Annotated in this window: 15 protein-coding genes; all 15 read left to right on the top strand. The window is 70.1% G+C overall.

Annotation, left to right across the window (positions count from 1 at the left end; translation table 11 throughout):
* Positions 1 to 5: 5 nt before the first annotated feature.
* The 15 genes from ED208_RS03805 to ED208_RS03735 all read left to right on the top strand — a co-directional run bounded on the left by ED208_RS03805 (position 6) and on the right by ED208_RS03735 (position 14966).
* Entirely contained in the window at positions 6 to 2723 is a 2718-nt protein-coding gene (locus ED208_RS03805; protein WP_123210512.1) for a protein kinase domain-containing protein, read from the top strand.
* Between the two features lie 620 nt (positions 2724 to 3343).
* On the top strand, positions 3344 to 3862 hold the full coding sequence (locus ED208_RS03800; protein WP_158608418.1) for a Csu type fimbrial protein: 519 nt from the start codon (positions 3344 to 3346) through the stop codon (positions 3860 to 3862).
* Positions 3863 to 3924: 62 nt separating this feature from the next.
* Positions 3925 to 4425 (top strand): Csu type fimbrial protein, encoded by a 501-nt coding sequence (locus ED208_RS03795; RefSeq protein ID WP_158608417.1) that lies wholly within the window; start codon positions 3925 to 3927, stop codon positions 4423 to 4425.
* A gap of 21 nt (positions 4426 to 4446) precedes the next feature.
* Positions 4447 to 4953, top strand: coding sequence for a spore coat protein U domain-containing protein (locus ED208_RS03790; protein WP_123210509.1), 507 nt, complete (start codon positions 4447 to 4449; stop codon positions 4951 to 4953).
* Positions 4954 to 4972: 19 nt separating this feature from the next.
* Positions 4973 to 5518 (top strand): Csu type fimbrial protein, encoded by a 546-nt coding sequence (locus tag ED208_RS03785; protein WP_123210508.1) that lies wholly within the window; start codon positions 4973 to 4975, stop codon positions 5516 to 5518.
* The gene (locus ED208_RS03780) at positions 5515 to 6093 is read left to right on the top strand and encodes a spore coat protein U domain-containing protein (protein ID WP_123210507.1); all 579 of its coding nucleotides are present in this window, start codon (positions 5515 to 5517) and stop codon (positions 6091 to 6093) included. The genes ED208_RS03785 and ED208_RS03780 overlap by 4 nt, the downstream gene beginning before the upstream one ends.
* 15 nt (positions 6094 to 6108) lie before the next feature.
* On the top strand, positions 6109 to 6612 hold the full coding sequence (locus ED208_RS03775; RefSeq protein ID WP_123210506.1) for a spore coat protein U domain-containing protein: 504 nt from the start codon (positions 6109 to 6111) through the stop codon (positions 6610 to 6612).
* A 39-nt stretch (positions 6613 to 6651) separates the two neighbouring features.
* Entirely contained in the window at positions 6652 to 7182 is a 531-nt protein-coding gene (locus ED208_RS03770; protein WP_123210505.1) for a Csu type fimbrial protein, read from the top strand.
* 49 nt (positions 7183 to 7231) lie between these two features.
* Positions 7232 to 7759 carry a spore coat protein U domain-containing protein gene (locus tag ED208_RS03765; protein ID WP_123210504.1) on the top strand — a complete coding sequence of 176 codons (528 nt, stop codon included), beginning with the start codon at positions 7232 to 7234 and terminating at the stop codon, positions 7757 to 7759.
* 15 nt (positions 7760 to 7774) lie between these two features.
* Positions 7775 to 8281 carry a Csu type fimbrial protein gene (locus ED208_RS03760; protein WP_123210503.1) on the top strand — a complete coding sequence of 169 codons (507 nt, stop codon included), beginning with the start codon at positions 7775 to 7777 and terminating at the stop codon, positions 8279 to 8281.
* Positions 8282 to 8329: 48 nt separating this feature from the next.
* Positions 8330 to 9088, top strand: coding sequence for a fimbrial biogenesis chaperone (locus ED208_RS03755; protein ID WP_123210502.1), 759 nt, complete (start codon positions 8330 to 8332; stop codon positions 9086 to 9088).
* A 1-nt stretch (position 9089) separates the two neighbouring features.
* Complete coding sequence (locus ED208_RS03750) at positions 9090 to 11684, top strand: fimbria/pilus outer membrane usher protein (RefSeq protein ID WP_158608416.1); 2595 nt, start codon at positions 9090 to 9092, stop codon at positions 11682 to 11684.
* 3 nt (positions 11685 to 11687) lie between these two features.
* On the top strand, positions 11688 to 12137 hold the full coding sequence (locus tag ED208_RS03745; protein WP_123210500.1) for a Csu type fimbrial protein: 450 nt from the start codon (positions 11688 to 11690) through the stop codon (positions 12135 to 12137).
* A gap of 72 nt (positions 12138 to 12209) precedes the next feature.
* Complete coding sequence (locus tag ED208_RS03740; protein ID WP_123210499.1) at positions 12210 to 14546, top strand: Tex family protein; 2337 nt, start codon at positions 12210 to 12212, stop codon at positions 14544 to 14546.
* Between the two features lie 9 nt (positions 14547 to 14555).
* Positions 14556 to 14966 (top strand): hypothetical protein, encoded by a 411-nt coding sequence (locus tag ED208_RS03735; protein ID WP_123210498.1) that lies wholly within the window; start codon positions 14556 to 14558, stop codon positions 14964 to 14966.
* Positions 14967 to 14969: the final 3 nt, after the last annotated feature.

Genomic DNA, 14969 nt, shown 5'->3' with positions numbered 1-14969 from the left:
GTCACATGGATCAGGAAACCGCCGGCGCCTTGCGCTGGAGCTTCAACGACTGCCTGCTGGACGAAGCCAGCCTGCAGCTGAGCGTGGCCGGGGTCGCCGTGGACATCGAGCGCAAGCCGCTGGAGGTGCTGCGCTTCCTGCTCCGCCATGCCGGCGAGGTGGTGACCAAGGACGAGATCCTGGACGCGGTCTGGCCCGGCCGCATTCTCAGCGACAGCGTGCTGGCCAAAGCGGTGAGCCGCCTGCGCGAGGTGCTGGGTGAACCCGGGGCCGAGGCGATCCGCACCGTGCACGGCTACGGCTACCGGCTGGTCGCCGAGGTGCGGGTGGACCATCTGGCACCCAACCCGCCGCAGGCGCCCAGCCTCGGCCTCAAGGCTGGCGACGCGCCGCCGCTGCGGCCGAACTGGCGGCTGGTCGAACATCTGGAATCCGGCGGCCGGGGAGAGATTTGGCGAATCGAAGATGATCCGGGCGGGGAGCAGCGGGTGCTGAAGTTCGCTCTCGACGAGAGCGCCCTCGGCAGCCTCAAGCGCGAGATCAGCCTCAACCGCCTGCTGCGGCAGGCGCTGGGCGAGTCGGCGGCGGTCGCGCCGGTGCTGGATTGGAACCTGCAGCAGCCGCCGTTCTTCATCGAGCTGCCATATCTGCCGCTGGGATCGCTGGCCGACTGGGCCGAGGCCCTTGGCGGGCTCGGGCGGTTGCCGTTGGCGCTGCGCCTGGAGCTGGCGGCGCAGATCGCCGAGGCGGTCAGCGCTGCCCATGGCGTCGGCGTGCTGCACAAGGATCTCAAACCCGGCAACGTGCTGGTCAGCGGCAGCGCCAATGCGCCACGCCTGCTGCTCGCCGATTTCGGCAGTGGCACAGTGCTCTCCACCGCCGCGTTCGACGCCCTGGGCATCACCCGTATGGGGCTCACCCAGGCAGCAGCCGACGCCACCAGCGGCACGCCGCTGTATTTCGCACCGGAAGTGCTGGCCGGTCAGCCGCCGAGTGTCCGCAGCGACAACTACGCACTCGGTGTGCTGCTCTACCAACTGGTGGTCGGCGACTTCAAGAAGCCACTGTCGCCCGGCTGGGAGCGCGACGTCGAAGACCCGCTGCTGCGAGAGGACATCGCCGCCGCCGCCGACGGCAACCCCGGGCATCGCCTGGCCGACGCCCTGGAACTGGCCCGTCGGCTGCGCCAGCTCGATGCCCGCCGCGCCGAGCGCGCCCAGCAAGCCGAGGCCGCGCAGCGCCTGCAGCAGGCCGCCGCCGACGCCGAGGAGCTAGGGCGGCTGCGCCAACGCCGCCGCGCTCTCTGGGCAGTGGCTGCCTCCTTGGCGCTGGGCCTGGCGCTGAGCCTCTGGCAGTACCGGGCGGCGGTGCACGAGCGGCGGGAGGCCGAGCAGGCGCAGCGGCGGGCTGAGCGGGTCAGCAACTTTCTGGGCCACGACCTGTTCAGCCCGGTGGTCGACGAGCGCAATCATGTGCCCAGCCTGACGGTGCAGAGCCTGCTGGCGCAGGCCGCCGCCCGCATCCCCCGCAAGCTGGCAGACGACCCCGGTGTCGCGGCGCAATTGCACGCCACGCTCGGCAATGCTCTGGCCGACCTGCAGGATTTCCGGGCGGCCTTCGCCGAGACCCAGCGCGCCGCCGACCTGGCCCGCTCGATCCTGGACATCGACCCCCGCGCCGCCACCACCGCCATCGCCACTATCGGCACCGGCAGCAGTTCGCGGCCGATGGGCGACTATCCCTGGCAGCGGGCCTTGCAACTGGCCGCGCAGGTCCACGGCGCCGGCAGTGCCGAGGAGGTGGGGGTGCTGGCCGGACTGAGCGTGGTCGAGCAGCGCATGGGGGCGCTGCGGCAGTCGCAGGAGCGCCTGCAACACTACCGGGAACGCCATCCCCGCTTGCCGCCGGAACGGCAGTACTGGCTCGATAGCCTGCTGGCTGACGCCCTCGGCCGCCAGGGTCTGTTCCTGGAGGCGGCGCCGGTGCTGGCCCGCGCGCTGGACCCCGCCGCGCTGGCCGCCGCCGGCCGGCCGGAATCCGGCTTTCAGCGCGCCACCCAGGTGCTTGGCGAGGCCTACCTGGGTCATGCCGACCGGGTTCGCCGACTGGCCCCGGCCGCCGAGGCCGCGATGCTGCGACATGTCCAGCCTGGCCATCCGGATCACCTGTTCGTGCAGGCGTTCAACGGCCTGGCCTATGCCGAGATCGGGGACCGGCTCGCAGCGCTGACGGCCACCGCCACCGCGCTCGAAGGCCTGGCTGGCAATCCCGACCTGCTGCAGGACAACGGCTACTTCCTGGAGATTTTCCGGGCCCGGGTACTGGCCCTTGCCGGTCAGCCGGCGGCAGCGGCGGCCCTGTTCGCGCAGGCCTATGGCCATGTTCCGGACTGGGTGCCGAAGACCGAGGCCTGGCGGTTTCTGGCCGTGTGCTGGGGCGGTCTGGCAGCTCTGGATGCCGGCGATCCCGACGACGCCCGCGCGCGCTTTGCTGAAGCACACCGGCTGCGCCCGGCGGTGCTGGCGCAGCTGACGCCGCACAGCGAGGCCGAAGGCGCGTTTGCCGAACTCGCGGCCCGGTTCGCGGCACGGGATGGCGAGCCCGAGCGCGCCCGTCGGGAATGGGTTGCGGTCGCCGAGACCCGCGCCCGCTGCCGGGGCCAGAACCATCCGCTGTCCCTGGCTGCTCGGGCCATCGCCAGCGGTGCCGCCCCGCTGCCCTAGGGTGTGTCATCAATGACCTGCTCGCTGCGTTGCGAGTCAAAACCGCGCAGTGCGAGGCGCGAGACGTAGCGCAGGTTGGAACCTGTGCAAGTCTCGCAACGACGCAATGCGCGGTTTTGGCCGCAACCCTTCGGGGCGGGCTCGCGACACGGTGCCCGAGCGCGCGAGGCGGGTGCGGGAGCGAGCCCCACCGGCGTCTCCCGCACCCCTTGCTGCGCAAACACCGTGTCGGCGCAGGACTGTTTTGGGGCATTGCGGCGTCAGCCAGAGAGGGAAATAGAACCACTATCCCCCTCCCTGCCTTCCTTGCACTGCCCCAAAACAGCCTTCGGCCGCAGTGACCAGGCAATTGATGACACACCTTAGGCGGCGTCGAGGCGCGTCCCGCGCGCCACGGCCAGGCGCTACCCACATCGCCGACTTGCGGGCCCGCCGCCAGCGCATTCGAGGGCTCGAATCGGCCGCCGCCGCCTGCCCCTGGCGTGATGCGATGCGCAGTCAGGGCACGCCGCTGCGAAAAACTCACGGGGTCTGGTGAAGCGCCGTCGCGCCCTCGTGTCCAACACTGCCTGCCATCGAAACCGCGCCGCCAACGGCGCGATCCTCGGGGAGCGCAGTCCATGCACAGCAAATCGCAACACGCCGTCGTGGCGACCGTCCTGGCCTTGAGCGCCGGGACCGTCCAAGCCGCCACGGTCTCGGCCCTGATGGCGGTGAGCGCCACGGTGCCCTCGTCCTGCAGCATCGCGGCCGGCAATCTGGCCTTTGGCAACGTCAATCCCAAGGCGCAGACCGATGTCAGCACCACACTGACGGTGACCTGCACCGCCAACCTGGCCTACAGCGTCACCATGGACGCCGGCCAGCACTATGACGCCGCACGCAGCTTGCGGTCGATGGTCGATGGCAACGGCGGCAAGCTGCGTTATCACATCTTCAAGAACGCCGAAGCCTCCGGCCAGTGGGGCGACAACGACTTCGCGCGCACCTACAACACCGGCAGTTCGCTGGCCTTCACCGGTACCGGCGCGGCGCAGAACATCCCCGTGTTCGGCCGCATTGCGGTGTCGTCGAACAACGATCTGGTCGTGGCACCCGGCGCCTACAGCGACCAAGTGCTGGTGACCATCAACTACTGATGCCGACGATGGTCGCCCAGCTCCTGCCATGCCGCGGCGGTCGGCACCACCCGCGCGTGCTGATGGGCCTCCTGCTGATAGCAGTCCAGGGGCCGGCCCTGGCGGCCAGCGTCAGAAGCAATCTGGCGGTCAGCGCCAATGTCACGGCGGCCTGCAGCGTCGCCACCCCCGGCCTGAGCTTTGGCCAGCTCGCCCCGGGCGACCTTCGCAGTGCGCAGTCGACGCTCACCATCGTCTGCCCGGCTGGCGTCGCCTACCAGGTGACCATGGATGCCGGCCAGCACTACGACGCCGCCCTGGGCCTGCGCCGCATGTTCAACGCCAACGGCGACGCCATTGCCTACTACCTCAACAAGCAGGACGGCCCCAACGCGTTTCCCATGCCCTGGGGCGACGCCGGCTTCGGCAACACCGTGCCTGGCGCTCAGCCCTACCCGGGCACCGGCACGGGTGACCCGCAGACCGCCCTGATTTACGGCGACATCGACTACCGAAACAACCCGCGCCGGGAGTTTCCGGCCGGCCGGTATGTCGACCAGATCGTCATGACCATCCATTACTGAACCTCGCCCATCGGAGCATCTATGTCCCGCTATTCCGTTCGCCGGTATCTGATGACCCTGGTCCTCGGCCTTTCAGTTCTCAATGAGAACACGGCCCTCGCCGCCGACAGTGCCACGATGACGGTGGTGGCCGAGGTTAATCAGGGCGCCTGCAGCGTCCGGATAGACGGCAACGCGGACTTCGGCCTGAACCCGGCCAGCTTGGCGCGCATCCCCGGCGCCAGGATCACGGTGAGCTGTCTATCCGACGAGATCTCGCACTTCTACACCGTCAACACCGGCCTGCACTACAGCGCCGAGACCGGCCGTCGCATGGCCTCGGCCGAAGGCCAGTTCATCCAGTACGGCCTCTATGCCGACGCCGGCAACGGCCCGGAGCTGGGCGAGAGCAACGTCTTCGGACAAACCTCGGAGAGCTATGTCGGTGCCTCCTGGACCCACCAGACCTACCTCGCACTCAAGCAGCCGCTGAACAGCCTGCCCAAGGGCAGCTTTGAGGATCAGCTGGTGGTGACAATTTTCTACTGAGCCCAGGCCCCGATCCCGCATGCGCTCCGTGCCTCTCCTGCTGCGCTCCGGCCTCGCGGGCCTGCTGCTTGCTGGCTCCTGCGGCCCGGCGCTGGCTGCCGAAGCCACGGCGAGCTTCGCCGTGACCGCCCGCGTCGAGCCTGGCTGCCAGCTGCAGCTGAAGGGCACGCTGTACTTCCCGTACGTCCTGTTCACGGGCGGTGCGCCCAGACCCGCAGTGCCCGCGACACTGGAGGTGCTTTGCCCGGCGGGGCAGCCCTACCGGGTGGCCTTTGATGGCGGGCTCGCATTTGACCAAAATTTTTTTTCCCGCCGCATGCAAGGGCCGCACGGCAAGCACCTCTTCTACTCCCTAAGGGCCTATACCAACGGACCCATCCAGTTCGTCGGTGACCGGGGCATGGGCGACACGATCGACCTTCCACCCTTGAGCCAGAGCGGCACCGGCGCGGTGCAGAAAATCGAACTCTCCGGTGAAACCCCGGGCCTCGGTGGGGGGGGCATCAACAGCAACTACGCGCCCGGTGAGTACAACGATCTGGTCACCATCACCCTGGCCTATTGAACCTGGAGCTGGTCATGCCCCTGCGAATCCGCTCCACCCGCCTTTTCGGCCTTGTGGTCGCGACTACCTTGCTGTGGTCCGCCGAAGCTGGTGCCGAGACCCTGACGACGGCCCTGCGGGTCCATGCCGACATGCCGCAACGCTGCAACGTCGGCATTGATCCGGTGGATTTCGGCGTGCTGCAACGCGCGCGCGGGCAAACGATCAGCCGCACCGCCCGGCTGCGGCTGCAATGCCAACTGCTGGGCTACCGGCGGCGGGTCATGGTGGATGACGGCTTGAACTACAACCCGGCGGAACCCGGCTTCCGCCGCATGGCGAGCGCCGATGGTGCCTATGCCCGCTACCGCCTCTACCGGCCGGGCGAACCTGCGGGCGGGCAGGTCTGGGGCAGCGGCGTCGCCAATGCTGTCATCGTCCCGGAGGATCCGTATTCATCGTCGCCCGAGGGCCTGGCACGCAGTTTCGACATCGCCATCGTCAGCGAGGGCGTGTACACCCCGGAGGGGCTCGACCGCGCGGCTTTGCGCGACAGCATCGAAATCACGGTCGATTTCCTGGACGCGTTCGAGTAGCCACCGGAGCGGCCCATGTTCCATCTCAAGCGTTTTCCAGTCGCGGTCTTGCTGCTCGGCAGTGTGCTCTGGACGGCTCAGGCGCAGGCCGTCAGCGACGGCACCACACTCCAGCTCGCCGCGCAGTTCCTGGAGCGTTACGGCATCCAGGTCAGCGGGCTGCGATTCCGGGTTCTGGGGCCGGCGCCGGACGCGACAGTGATCGAGCACGCGCTGTCCATTGGCTTGCCACAAGGCACGCCCTACCAGCTCGCCATCGACGCCGGGACTGCGCCGCGCGCCGGCCTTCGGCGGCTGGTCAACGTGCAGAACGGTACGGAATTCCTGCCCTACGAGCTTTGCCAGGACGCCGCCTGCGAGCAGCCGCTTGCCGATGGCAGCGGCCAGGTCAGCGGCGGCGTGCTGGCCGGCCGGGTACCGGCCAATGGGCAGGTGCTGATCCATGCCCGGCTGCGTGCCAGCGGTCCGGTGGCCGCCGGCGACTACCGCGACGCCGTCACCGTCACCCTCAGCTACTGAATCTGCCTCCCTCCCCGTCAAATCAGCCGGAGCTATTCCATGACTATCCACCCACGCTGCCTTGCCCTCGCTTTATCGCTCGGCGTGGCCGGCGCCGCACACGCCGAGAGCAAGACCGCCACTCTGGATGTGCGTGCCCGCTTCAACGAGAACTGCTCGGTCAGCGCACCCGCGCTCGACTTCGGTGAGCTCAAGCGGATGAGCATGAACAAGACGATCATTCTGCAGGGCAAGCTGGTCGTCGACTGCTCCGAGCGCGTGGTCTACCGCGTCGGCCTGGACGCCGGGCTGCACTACGACGCCGCAACCCCCGAGAACCGTCGTCTGGCCGGCCCCAACGGGGCCTACTCGCTCTACACCGTGCTGCTGCCGGCCAGCGGTGGCGGCGGGTCGATTTGGGGCGACAACGGACTTGGCAACACCTTGAGCGCGGGCGCGCCGTTCCTGCGCACCGGCAACGGCGTGATTTCGGAGTACGCCTTCACCGCCGTGGCCTTCGGCGTAGTTGCGGGCAACGGCAACGCCAACGGCCAGTTCACCGACACCCTGACCATGACGCTCGAGTACTGAGGCGACTGCGATCGCCTTGCCCCAGCCACCCCGCCCACTGGAGCCCACCATGCTGCTTCGCCCCGTTCTGGCCGCAGGTTTCAGCCTAACGCTGGCCAGCGCTGCGCTGGCCGAGACCAAGGCCACCACCGTGCCGGTGAGTGCCCGCTTCATCGAAAGCTGTACCGCCGGCACCCAGCCGATCGAGTTCGGCGAGTTGCCACGCATGACTACGGGCAAAACGGTCATCGTCTCCCGCAAGCTGGTAGTCGACTGCTCCAGCCAGGTGAACTATCGCGTTGGCCTGGATGCCGGCCTGAACTTCAGCGCGGCCAGCCCGAATCGTCGGCGCCTCGCGGGTCCGAACGGCGCCTTCTCGCTTTATACGGTCCTGCTGCCCAACGCGGGTGGCGATCCCGGAGCCATCTGGGGTGATGCCGGACTGGGGGGCACCCTGTTGGCCAGCCCGTTTTCAGGAACCGGCAATGGGGTCTCCTCGGAGTTCCCCTACACCGCGGTTGCCTTCGGGGTAGTCCCGGGGGTGGGCGATCCCAGCGGCAACTACAGCGACACGCTGACCATGACCATCAGCTACTGAGCCTTGGCGACGGCGATGCTGACGTTCGCGCCCCGTACCGGTCTCGGTCTTGGCTTGCTGGCCCTGCTGCTGGCCGGGCCCGGCCGCGCGGCCCAGCCGCCCGTGGTGCTGGTGCCGGTCAGCGGCCAGTTCCAGGAGCCGCTGGTGGTGGTGCCGCCTCAGCTCGATCTTGGCGTACTGCAAGGCGGCGCCAGGCTGCAGTCACAGACCTTCATGCTGCGCCTGCCGGCCGGGCAGCCGTTCCGTCTGGGGCTGGACGCCGGCCAGAACTCCGCGGCCCAGCAACGTCGGCTGGTGCACAACGGCGACGGCAGCGCATTCCTGCCCTACGAGCTCTACCAAGACGCCGCCGGCCAGCAGCCCTGGAGCGACGGCCAGGGTGCGGTTCCGGGTACGCCTCTGACCGGCGTCGGCACCGGCGGCGAGCAGGCGATCCCGGTCTGGGCCCGTCTGCCGCAGATGCCGCGCGGCGCGCGGCCGGGCGACTACCACGACCTCCTAACCATCAGCATCTCTTATTGAGCCCCAGCTACCTCTGGCCGCAGGCACTTCTTCGACCCGGATCACCGCATGAAAGCACTTGCTCCCGCTCTCCTGACCCTGGCCCTGCTGGCGCCGCTGGCCCAGGCTGGCATCAGTATTTCGCCGCCCGGCATCGAGCTGAAACCGGGCCAGCAGACTGCCGAGCTGCGGGTCAGCAACGACGGCGACCACGAGGTCAGCATGCAAGCCTCGCTGGTGCGCTGGACCCAGGATGCCGAAGGCCGCGACGCCGAAACCGAGTCGCGCGACTTCGTGCTCTACCCCAAGCTATTCCAGATCGCGCCTGGCAAGGACCAGGTGCTGCGGGTCGGCCGCCTGCCCGGTGCCCCCGGCAATGGCGATACCGAGCTGGCCTACCGTCTCACCCTCCGCGAGCTACCGCTGGACCAGGGCCTTGCCAACGGGGTCGGCGTGCTGCTGCGCCTGCGCCTGCCGGTCTGGCTGCTGCCGGTGCAGCCGCGCCGTGACTGGTCGGTCGCCGCGCCCCTCGCGATAAGCGCAGGCGGGGGTGCGCCGCGCCTGAGTGCACCGATCAGCAATCGCGGCAACAGCCGCCTGCGGCTGTCCGAGGTGGTCTACCAGGCACTCGACGCCAGCGGTCAGAGCCAGGCCGAACTCAAGGCCTCGGGCTGGTACGTGCTGGCCGGCGCCAGCCTTGGCTTTTCGGTAGAGCTGACCCCGGAGTTCTGCGCCAAGGCCAGCCAGATCCGGGTGATCGCCCAGGTGCAGGATGAGCAGCGGCAGTCCACCGGGCCGGCGGCGCCGGTCTGCGGCGCCCGGCGCTGAGATGCGCTGGTCGGTGATCCGGGCCGCGCTGGCGCTCGCCCTGCTGGCGGCGCTGGGGCTACTGCTGTTCTGGATAGGGCCGGCACGCGGGCCGTCGACGCCGGGCCCTGTGCCGGCCGCCGCCCCGCGAACGACGGTGCCCGGCTCGTATGAGAGTCCTGCTGCGTTGCCGATCCCGACGCCGATGGCACCCGCCGCCGTCATTGCGACCGCCGACCCTTCGACCGCCAACGTCCCCGTTCGCGCGGCCAATCCTCAGGCGAGGCAGGCCTCGGCGCGGAGTGCCGGCTCGGTGCCGCTGATGGCAGCGCCCACACCTCCCAACCACATGGGCAATGCGGCACCGACGTCCGCTGAGGCCTCGGCCCCCGCTGCGGCTGCGGCCGACTACCTGCCGCTGCGGGTCTGGGTCAACGGCGAGGAGCGCGGGGTGCAACTGCTGCCGGCCCGCGATGGCGCGCCCTGTCTGGACGCCGCCAGCATCGCCGCCCTGCAACTGCCGGCCGGCCTGCTGCCGCCAGCCGCGCCCGACGACTGCCTTCCGCTGGCGACCCTGGCGCCAAGCCTGCGTGGCGAGCTGCGGGTGGCCGAGGGCGAACTGCGCTTGCAAGTGGACCCGACCCGGCTGCCGGCCCAGCAGATGGATCTCGGCTATGGCCGGACCAGCCCGGCGGCCCACTTCCCGCGTTCGTCCTACCTCAACTACGGGCTCGATCTCAGCCGCTTCGACGCCGACGGCGAGTTCGAGACCCGCGTTCCGCTGGAACTGGGCCTGCGCGCCGGCCGCTGGCTGGCGCGCAGCACGGCGCAGCTTGCCGATGGCCGGCTGAGCCGGCAGTACAGCAGTCTGCAACGCGACTTTCCCGAACGCCTGGCGACTCTGAGCCTGGGCGACATCAGCGGCGGCGGCTCGGTGGCCGGCGGCGCCAGCCTGCTCGGCCTGCAATGGAGCCGTAACTTCGGCTACCAGCCGCTGGTGCAGCGGGCACCGGGACTGGACTACGTCGGCGTGCTCGACACTCCGTCCACCGTCGAGGTCTATGTCGATGACCGCAAGGTCTCCAGCACCCTGCTGCCGGCCGGCCCATTCAGCTTGCAGAACCTGCCGGTGCAGGCCGGTCTGGCGGGCAATGCCCGCATCGAGATCCTCGATGCCTTCGGCCAGCGGCGGGTACTGGCGCTGCCGTATTTTCTCGGCAACAACCTGCTCAAGAGTGGCGAGAGCCAGTTCAGCTACAGCCTCGGCGTCGCCCGCAGCGCTGGCGGTGACCGCTACGACCGCCGCCCCGCTTTGCTGGCCAACCACCGCTGGGGCTGGAGCGAGCAACTCACCCTCGGCTATCAGGCTGCGGCTGGCGAGCACCTGGGCCTGTTCGGCGGCGAGGCCGACTATGCGCTGGGCCGCTGGGGCCAGATCGGTGCCGGGCAGTTTTGGGGCGGCGATCCGGATGCGCTCGGAACCTCCACCCGCCTGGGCTATCGCTACGCGCGCCAGCGCTTCAGCGTGGATTCCAACTACAGCCGCCAGAGCGCCGGCTTCTATGGTGCGCCCGGTCAGGTCGTCGGGGACGCCCGCTGGCTGTGGGCAAACCGGCTCGGCGCCAGCGCCGGCGCCCTTTACGGCACGCTCAGCTACCTGCGCGGGCGCGACAACCAGGGTCTGTTCGAGCGCTACGGCCTCAACCTGGGTAGCCGCCTTGGCCGGCTCGGCTCCCTGTCTGCGCAGTTGCAGTACGACCCGCGCGAGCGCGAGCCACGGCTGCTGCTGACCTTTTCCACCCAGTGGCGGCGCGGGCCGTACACGCAGTTGGGTTATGACCAGAACGAGACGGGGCGCAATCTGAGCGCGCGCCTGAGCGCGCCGGTGAGCGGCTACACCGGTGCCGGCTACCGACTGGAAGCGAGCCGCTACGAACCCGACAGCGCCGCTGCCGCCAGCCGCCTGTCCGCCGATCTGGACTGGCGACAGCCGGCATTCACAGGCCTACTGTCGCGGCAGCAGGACGCCACCCAGGGCGACAGCAGCCGGGCGTTGATCGCCGGCAGCCTGCTGCTCCACGACGGCGGCTTCGATCTCGGCCAGCCGGTGCGCGGCAGCTTTGTCAGCGTTGAGGTGGAGGGACTGCCGGGCGCCGAGATTTACGCCGACGGCCGCCGCATCGGCCGCACCGGGGCGGACCGTGGCGTCAGCATTTCCGACCTCACGCCCTACCTCGACCATCGCCTGACGGTGCTGTTGCCGACCGATCTGCCGATCGGCACCGATCTGCCCGAGGCCAGTCTGCCGCTGACCCTGGCCGAGGGCGGCGGCCAGCGGCTGGTGTTCCGGCCCCGGCGTCTGCGTCTCTACGAGGGCACCCTGCAACGCGAAGACGGCAGCGCGGTGGAGTTCGCGCCGCTGGTGCTGCGGCGCGGCGAGGACGCCCCGGTGAACACCGCCAGCGGCGAGGGCGGTTACCTCTACCTGCAAGACCTTGAGCCGGGCGAATACCGGCTGGAAGCCGGTGGCAGCCGCCCCTGCGGGCTGCGTCTACAACTCCCCGACGGCCGCGAGACCTACAGCCATCTCGGCCGCCTGACCTGCCTGAGCGAGTAATTCATGCCGCGCATCCGATCTGTTCTGTTGCTGGCCGCCGCCACCGGCGTGCTGGGCTTGCCGCGGCCGGTGCTGGCCTGCCGGGTCGAAGCCCGGCCGGTGGCCTTCGGCATGCTCTGGGACCTGCCCCGGCGGGGCGCCGAGGCGCAGGGCCTGGTACTGCTCGACTGCGCCGCCGCCGCTGCCGGCGGCGGGCTGCGGGTGAGCCTCGGCCCCGGCCAGGGCGCCGCTGAGGCCGGCCAGCGCCGTTTGCAGGGACCAGCCGGGGGCTTGCCCTACAACCTCTACACCGACCCGGCGCACCGCCAGCTCTGGGGCGACGGCCTGGGCGCGACCGTCGCGCCCATCGCGCCCGCCAACGGCCTGCTGACCGTCTACGGCTACATCCCGCCGCAGCTTTCGCCGGCGCCGGGCACCTACAGCGATGCGGTCGAAGTGACCATCGACTGGTAGCCGCCGCCGCTTGGATTCGCGGCGGCCAGCCCGTATCGTCGCCGGCCGCCCGAGATTCCGCCCCGCCGCCCGATGACCGCTGCCGCCGACGTTCGCAACCAGATTCTCCGCACCATCGCCAGCGAGATCGCGGCCCAGCCCAGGCAGGTGGAGGCGGCGGTGGCGCTGCTCGACGAGGGCGCGACCGTGCCCTTCATCGCCCGCTACCGCAAGGAGATCACCGGTGGCCTCGACGACACCCAGTTGCGCCGGCTGGAAGAGCGCCTGGGCTATCTGCGCGAGCTGGAAGACCGCCGCGCGGCGGTGATCGAGTCGATCCGGGGTCAGGGCAAGCTCAGCGAGGCGCTGGAAGCGCAACTGCTCGCCGCCGGCAGCAAGGCCGAAGTCGAAGACCTCTACCTGCCCTACAAGCCCAAGCGCCGCACCCGTGCCGAGATCGCCCGCGAGCGCGGCCTGGAGCCGCTGGCGGACCTGCTCTACCGCGACCGCCAGCAGCTGCCGGCGGAAGCCGCCGCCGCTTTTGTGCAGGGCGAGGTGGCCGACGTGAAGGCGGCGCTGGAAGGCGCGCGCGACATCTTGAGCGAGCGCTTCGCCGAGGACGCTGTACTGCTCGGCCGCCTGCGCCAGTATTTGCGCGAGCGTGGCGTGCTGCGCTCGCGGCTGATGGAGGGCAAGGCCGAGGCAGGTGCCAAGTATTCCGACTACTTCGACCACGCCGAGCCCTGGGCGCGGGTCGCCGGCCACCGCGCGCTGGCCATGATGCGTGGCCGCAACGAAGAAATCCTGATGCTGGATCTGGAGATTGACGCCGACGATCCGGCGCCGATCAAGCCGGTGGAGCGGATGATCGCCGAGCAGCACCAGATCCGCCCCGAAGCCGGCGCCGCCGAGGCCTGGCTGCAGGAGGTGGCGCGCTGGTGCTGGCGGGTGAAGCTGTCGCTGAGCCTCACCGTCGATCTGATGATGGAGCTGCGTGCCCGCGCCGAGGCCGAGGCCATCGAGGTGTTCGCGCGCAACCTCAAGGACCTGCTGCTGGCCGCGCCCGCCGGTTCGCGCAGCACGCTGGGTCTGGACCCCGGCATCCGCACCGGCGTGAAGGCGGCGGTGGTCGACGGCACCGGCAAGCTGCTGGAAACCGCCACCGTCTATCCCTTCCAGCCGCGCAACGACGTACGCGGCGCGCAGGCCGAGCTGGCGCGGCTCATCAAGTTGCACGGCGTGCAGTTGATCGCCATCGGCAACGGCACTGCCAGCCGCGAGACCGAGAAGCTGGTCGCCGAGCTGCTGCCGGCGCTGCCCGAGCCACGGCCGCGCGCGGTGGTGGTGAGCGAGGCCGGCGCCTCGGTGTACTCGGCCTCGGAGCTGGCGGCGACGGAATTCCCGCAGCTCGATGTCTCGCTGCGCGGTGCGGTGTCCATCGCCCGCCGCCTGCAAGACCCCTTGGCCGAGCTGGTGAAGATCGACCCGAAGTCGATCGGCGTCGGCCAGTACCAGCACGATGTCGATCAGTACCGGCTGGCGAAGTCGCTGGACGCGGTGGTGGAAGACGCGGTGAACGCGGTCGGCGTCGATCTCAACACCGCCTCCGCCTCGCTGCTGGCGCGGGTCTCCGGCCTCGGCAGCTCGCTGGCCGAGTCGATCGTGTTTCACCGCGACCAGCACGGCGCCTTCCAGAGCCGCCAGCAGTTGCTGAACGTCTCGCGCCTGGGTCCGAAGACCTTCGAGCAGTGTGCCGGCTTCCTGCGCATCCGCGACGGCGTCGAGCCGCTCGATGCCTCCAGCGTGCACCCCGAGGCCTACGCGGTCGCCCAGCGCATCGTCGCTGCCTGCGGCCGCGAGCTGAAGTCGCTGATGGGCGACAGCGCCGCGCTCAAGCAGCTCGACGCGCGCCAGTTCGCCGACGAGCGCTTCGGCCTGCCGACGGTGCGCGACATCCTGCTGGAGCTGGAAAAGCCCGGCCGCGATCCGCGCCCGGAATTCCGCACCGCGCAGTTCGCCGAAGGCATCAATGAACTGAAGGACCTGCTGCCGGGCATGGTGCTGGAAGGCACGGTCACCAACGTCGCCGCGTTCGGGGCCTTCGTCGACATCGGCGTGCATCAGGACGGCCTGGTGCACGTCTCGCAGCTCGCCGACAAATTCGTGAAGAACCCGCACGAGGTGGTCAAGGCCGGCCAGATCGTCAAGGTGCGGGTGGTGGAAGTGGACTTGAAGCGCCAGCGCATCGCGCTGTCGATGAAGAAGGACGACGGCAGCGCCAGCAGCCGCACGCCGGCCGCCGCCGAGGCCAGAGGCGACGCGCGCGGCCGTGGCGCGCCGCCAGCGCGTGGCAGCAAGCCGCCGCGTGCCGCGCCGGCGCCACAGGGTTCGCTGGGCGCGGCCTTGGCCGACGCGCTGAAGCGCCGCTAGACGCTGCCCATGCGCCTCTACCTGCGTTTGCGCCTGCGCGCCGAGGCGGCCGTTGCGGGCGCCCTGGCGCAGTCGCGGCTGGCGGCGCTGCCCGGACTCCGTTCCGCAGTGCTCGGCGTGGAGGCCAGCGAATGGCCGACGGTGCAGACGGTGGCCCTGGCGCTGGAACCGGCCACCCGGGAGACCTACGAGGCCCTGCTGGCCCAGGCCGCCGCCGGCTGGACCCGTCTTTACGAAGACGCCGATCCGCCCGGCGCCTGCGCGATCTGGGACCGTCGCCGCGCCGCCGGCCTTGGCTACGACCAGCCGCTGCTCGCCGAGCTGCCGCCGCACCCGCCGCTGCTGGCGCCGGAGTGGCTGTGGGCGGAGCTGGAATGGCTGGCCGACGAGCGACCACCGCGAGGCGGTGACAGGCCCTGAGCC

The organism is Stagnimonas aquatica, from assembly GCF_003730135.1.
GTDB classification, from domain to species: domain Bacteria; phylum Pseudomonadota; class Gammaproteobacteria; order Nevskiales; family Nevskiaceae; genus Stagnimonas; species Stagnimonas aquatica.
Note: the sequence above shows the minus strand (reverse complement) of the source record. Positions and strands in the feature narration are given on the sequence as shown.

Excerpts from the sequence above, each read along its gene's own strand:
- ED208_RS03790 (WP_123210509.1), top strand. The coding sequence starts at position 4,447 with ATGTCCCGCTATTCCGTTCGCCGGTATCTGATGACCCTGGTCCTCGGC.
- ED208_RS03750 (WP_158608416.1), top strand. The coding sequence starts at position 9,090 with ATGCGCTGGTCGGTGATCCGGGCCGCGCTGGCGCTCGCCCTGCTGGCG.
- ED208_RS03785 (WP_123210508.1), top strand. The coding sequence starts at position 4,973 with ATGCGCTCCGTGCCTCTCCTGCTGCGCTCCGGCCTCGCGGGCCTGCTG.
- ED208_RS03775 (WP_123210506.1), top strand. The coding sequence starts at position 6,109 with ATGTTCCATCTCAAGCGTTTTCCAGTCGCGGTCTTGCTGCTCGGCAGT.
- ED208_RS03765 (WP_123210504.1), top strand. The coding sequence starts at position 7,232 with ATGCTGCTTCGCCCCGTTCTGGCCGCAGGTTTCAGCCTAACGCTGGCC.
- ED208_RS03755 (WP_123210502.1), top strand. The coding sequence starts at position 8,330 with ATGAAAGCACTTGCTCCCGCTCTCCTGACCCTGGCCCTGCTGGCGCCG.
- ED208_RS03770 (WP_123210505.1), top strand. The coding sequence starts at position 6,652 with ATGACTATCCACCCACGCTGCCTTGCCCTCGCTTTATCGCTCGGCGTG.
- ED208_RS03745 (WP_123210500.1), top strand. The coding sequence starts at position 11,688 with ATGCCGCGCATCCGATCTGTTCTGTTGCTGGCCGCCGCCACCGGCGTG.
- ED208_RS03805 (WP_123210512.1), top strand. The coding sequence starts at position 6 with ATGGATCAGGAAACCGCCGGCGCCTTGCGCTGGAGCTTCAACGACTGC.
- ED208_RS03735 (WP_123210498.1), top strand. The coding sequence starts at position 14,556 with ATGCGCCTCTACCTGCGTTTGCGCCTGCGCGCCGAGGCGGCCGTTGCG.
- ED208_RS03760 (WP_123210503.1), top strand. The coding sequence starts at position 7,775 with ATGCTGACGTTCGCGCCCCGTACCGGTCTCGGTCTTGGCTTGCTGGCC.
- ED208_RS03800 (WP_158608418.1), top strand. The coding sequence starts at position 3,344 with ATGCACAGCAAATCGCAACACGCCGTCGTGGCGACCGTCCTGGCCTTG.
- ED208_RS03740 (WP_123210499.1), top strand. The coding sequence starts at position 12,210 with ATGACCGCTGCCGCCGACGTTCGCAACCAGATTCTCCGCACCATCGCC.
- ED208_RS03795 (WP_158608417.1), top strand. The coding sequence starts at position 3,925 with ATGGGCCTCCTGCTGATAGCAGTCCAGGGGCCGGCCCTGGCGGCCAGC.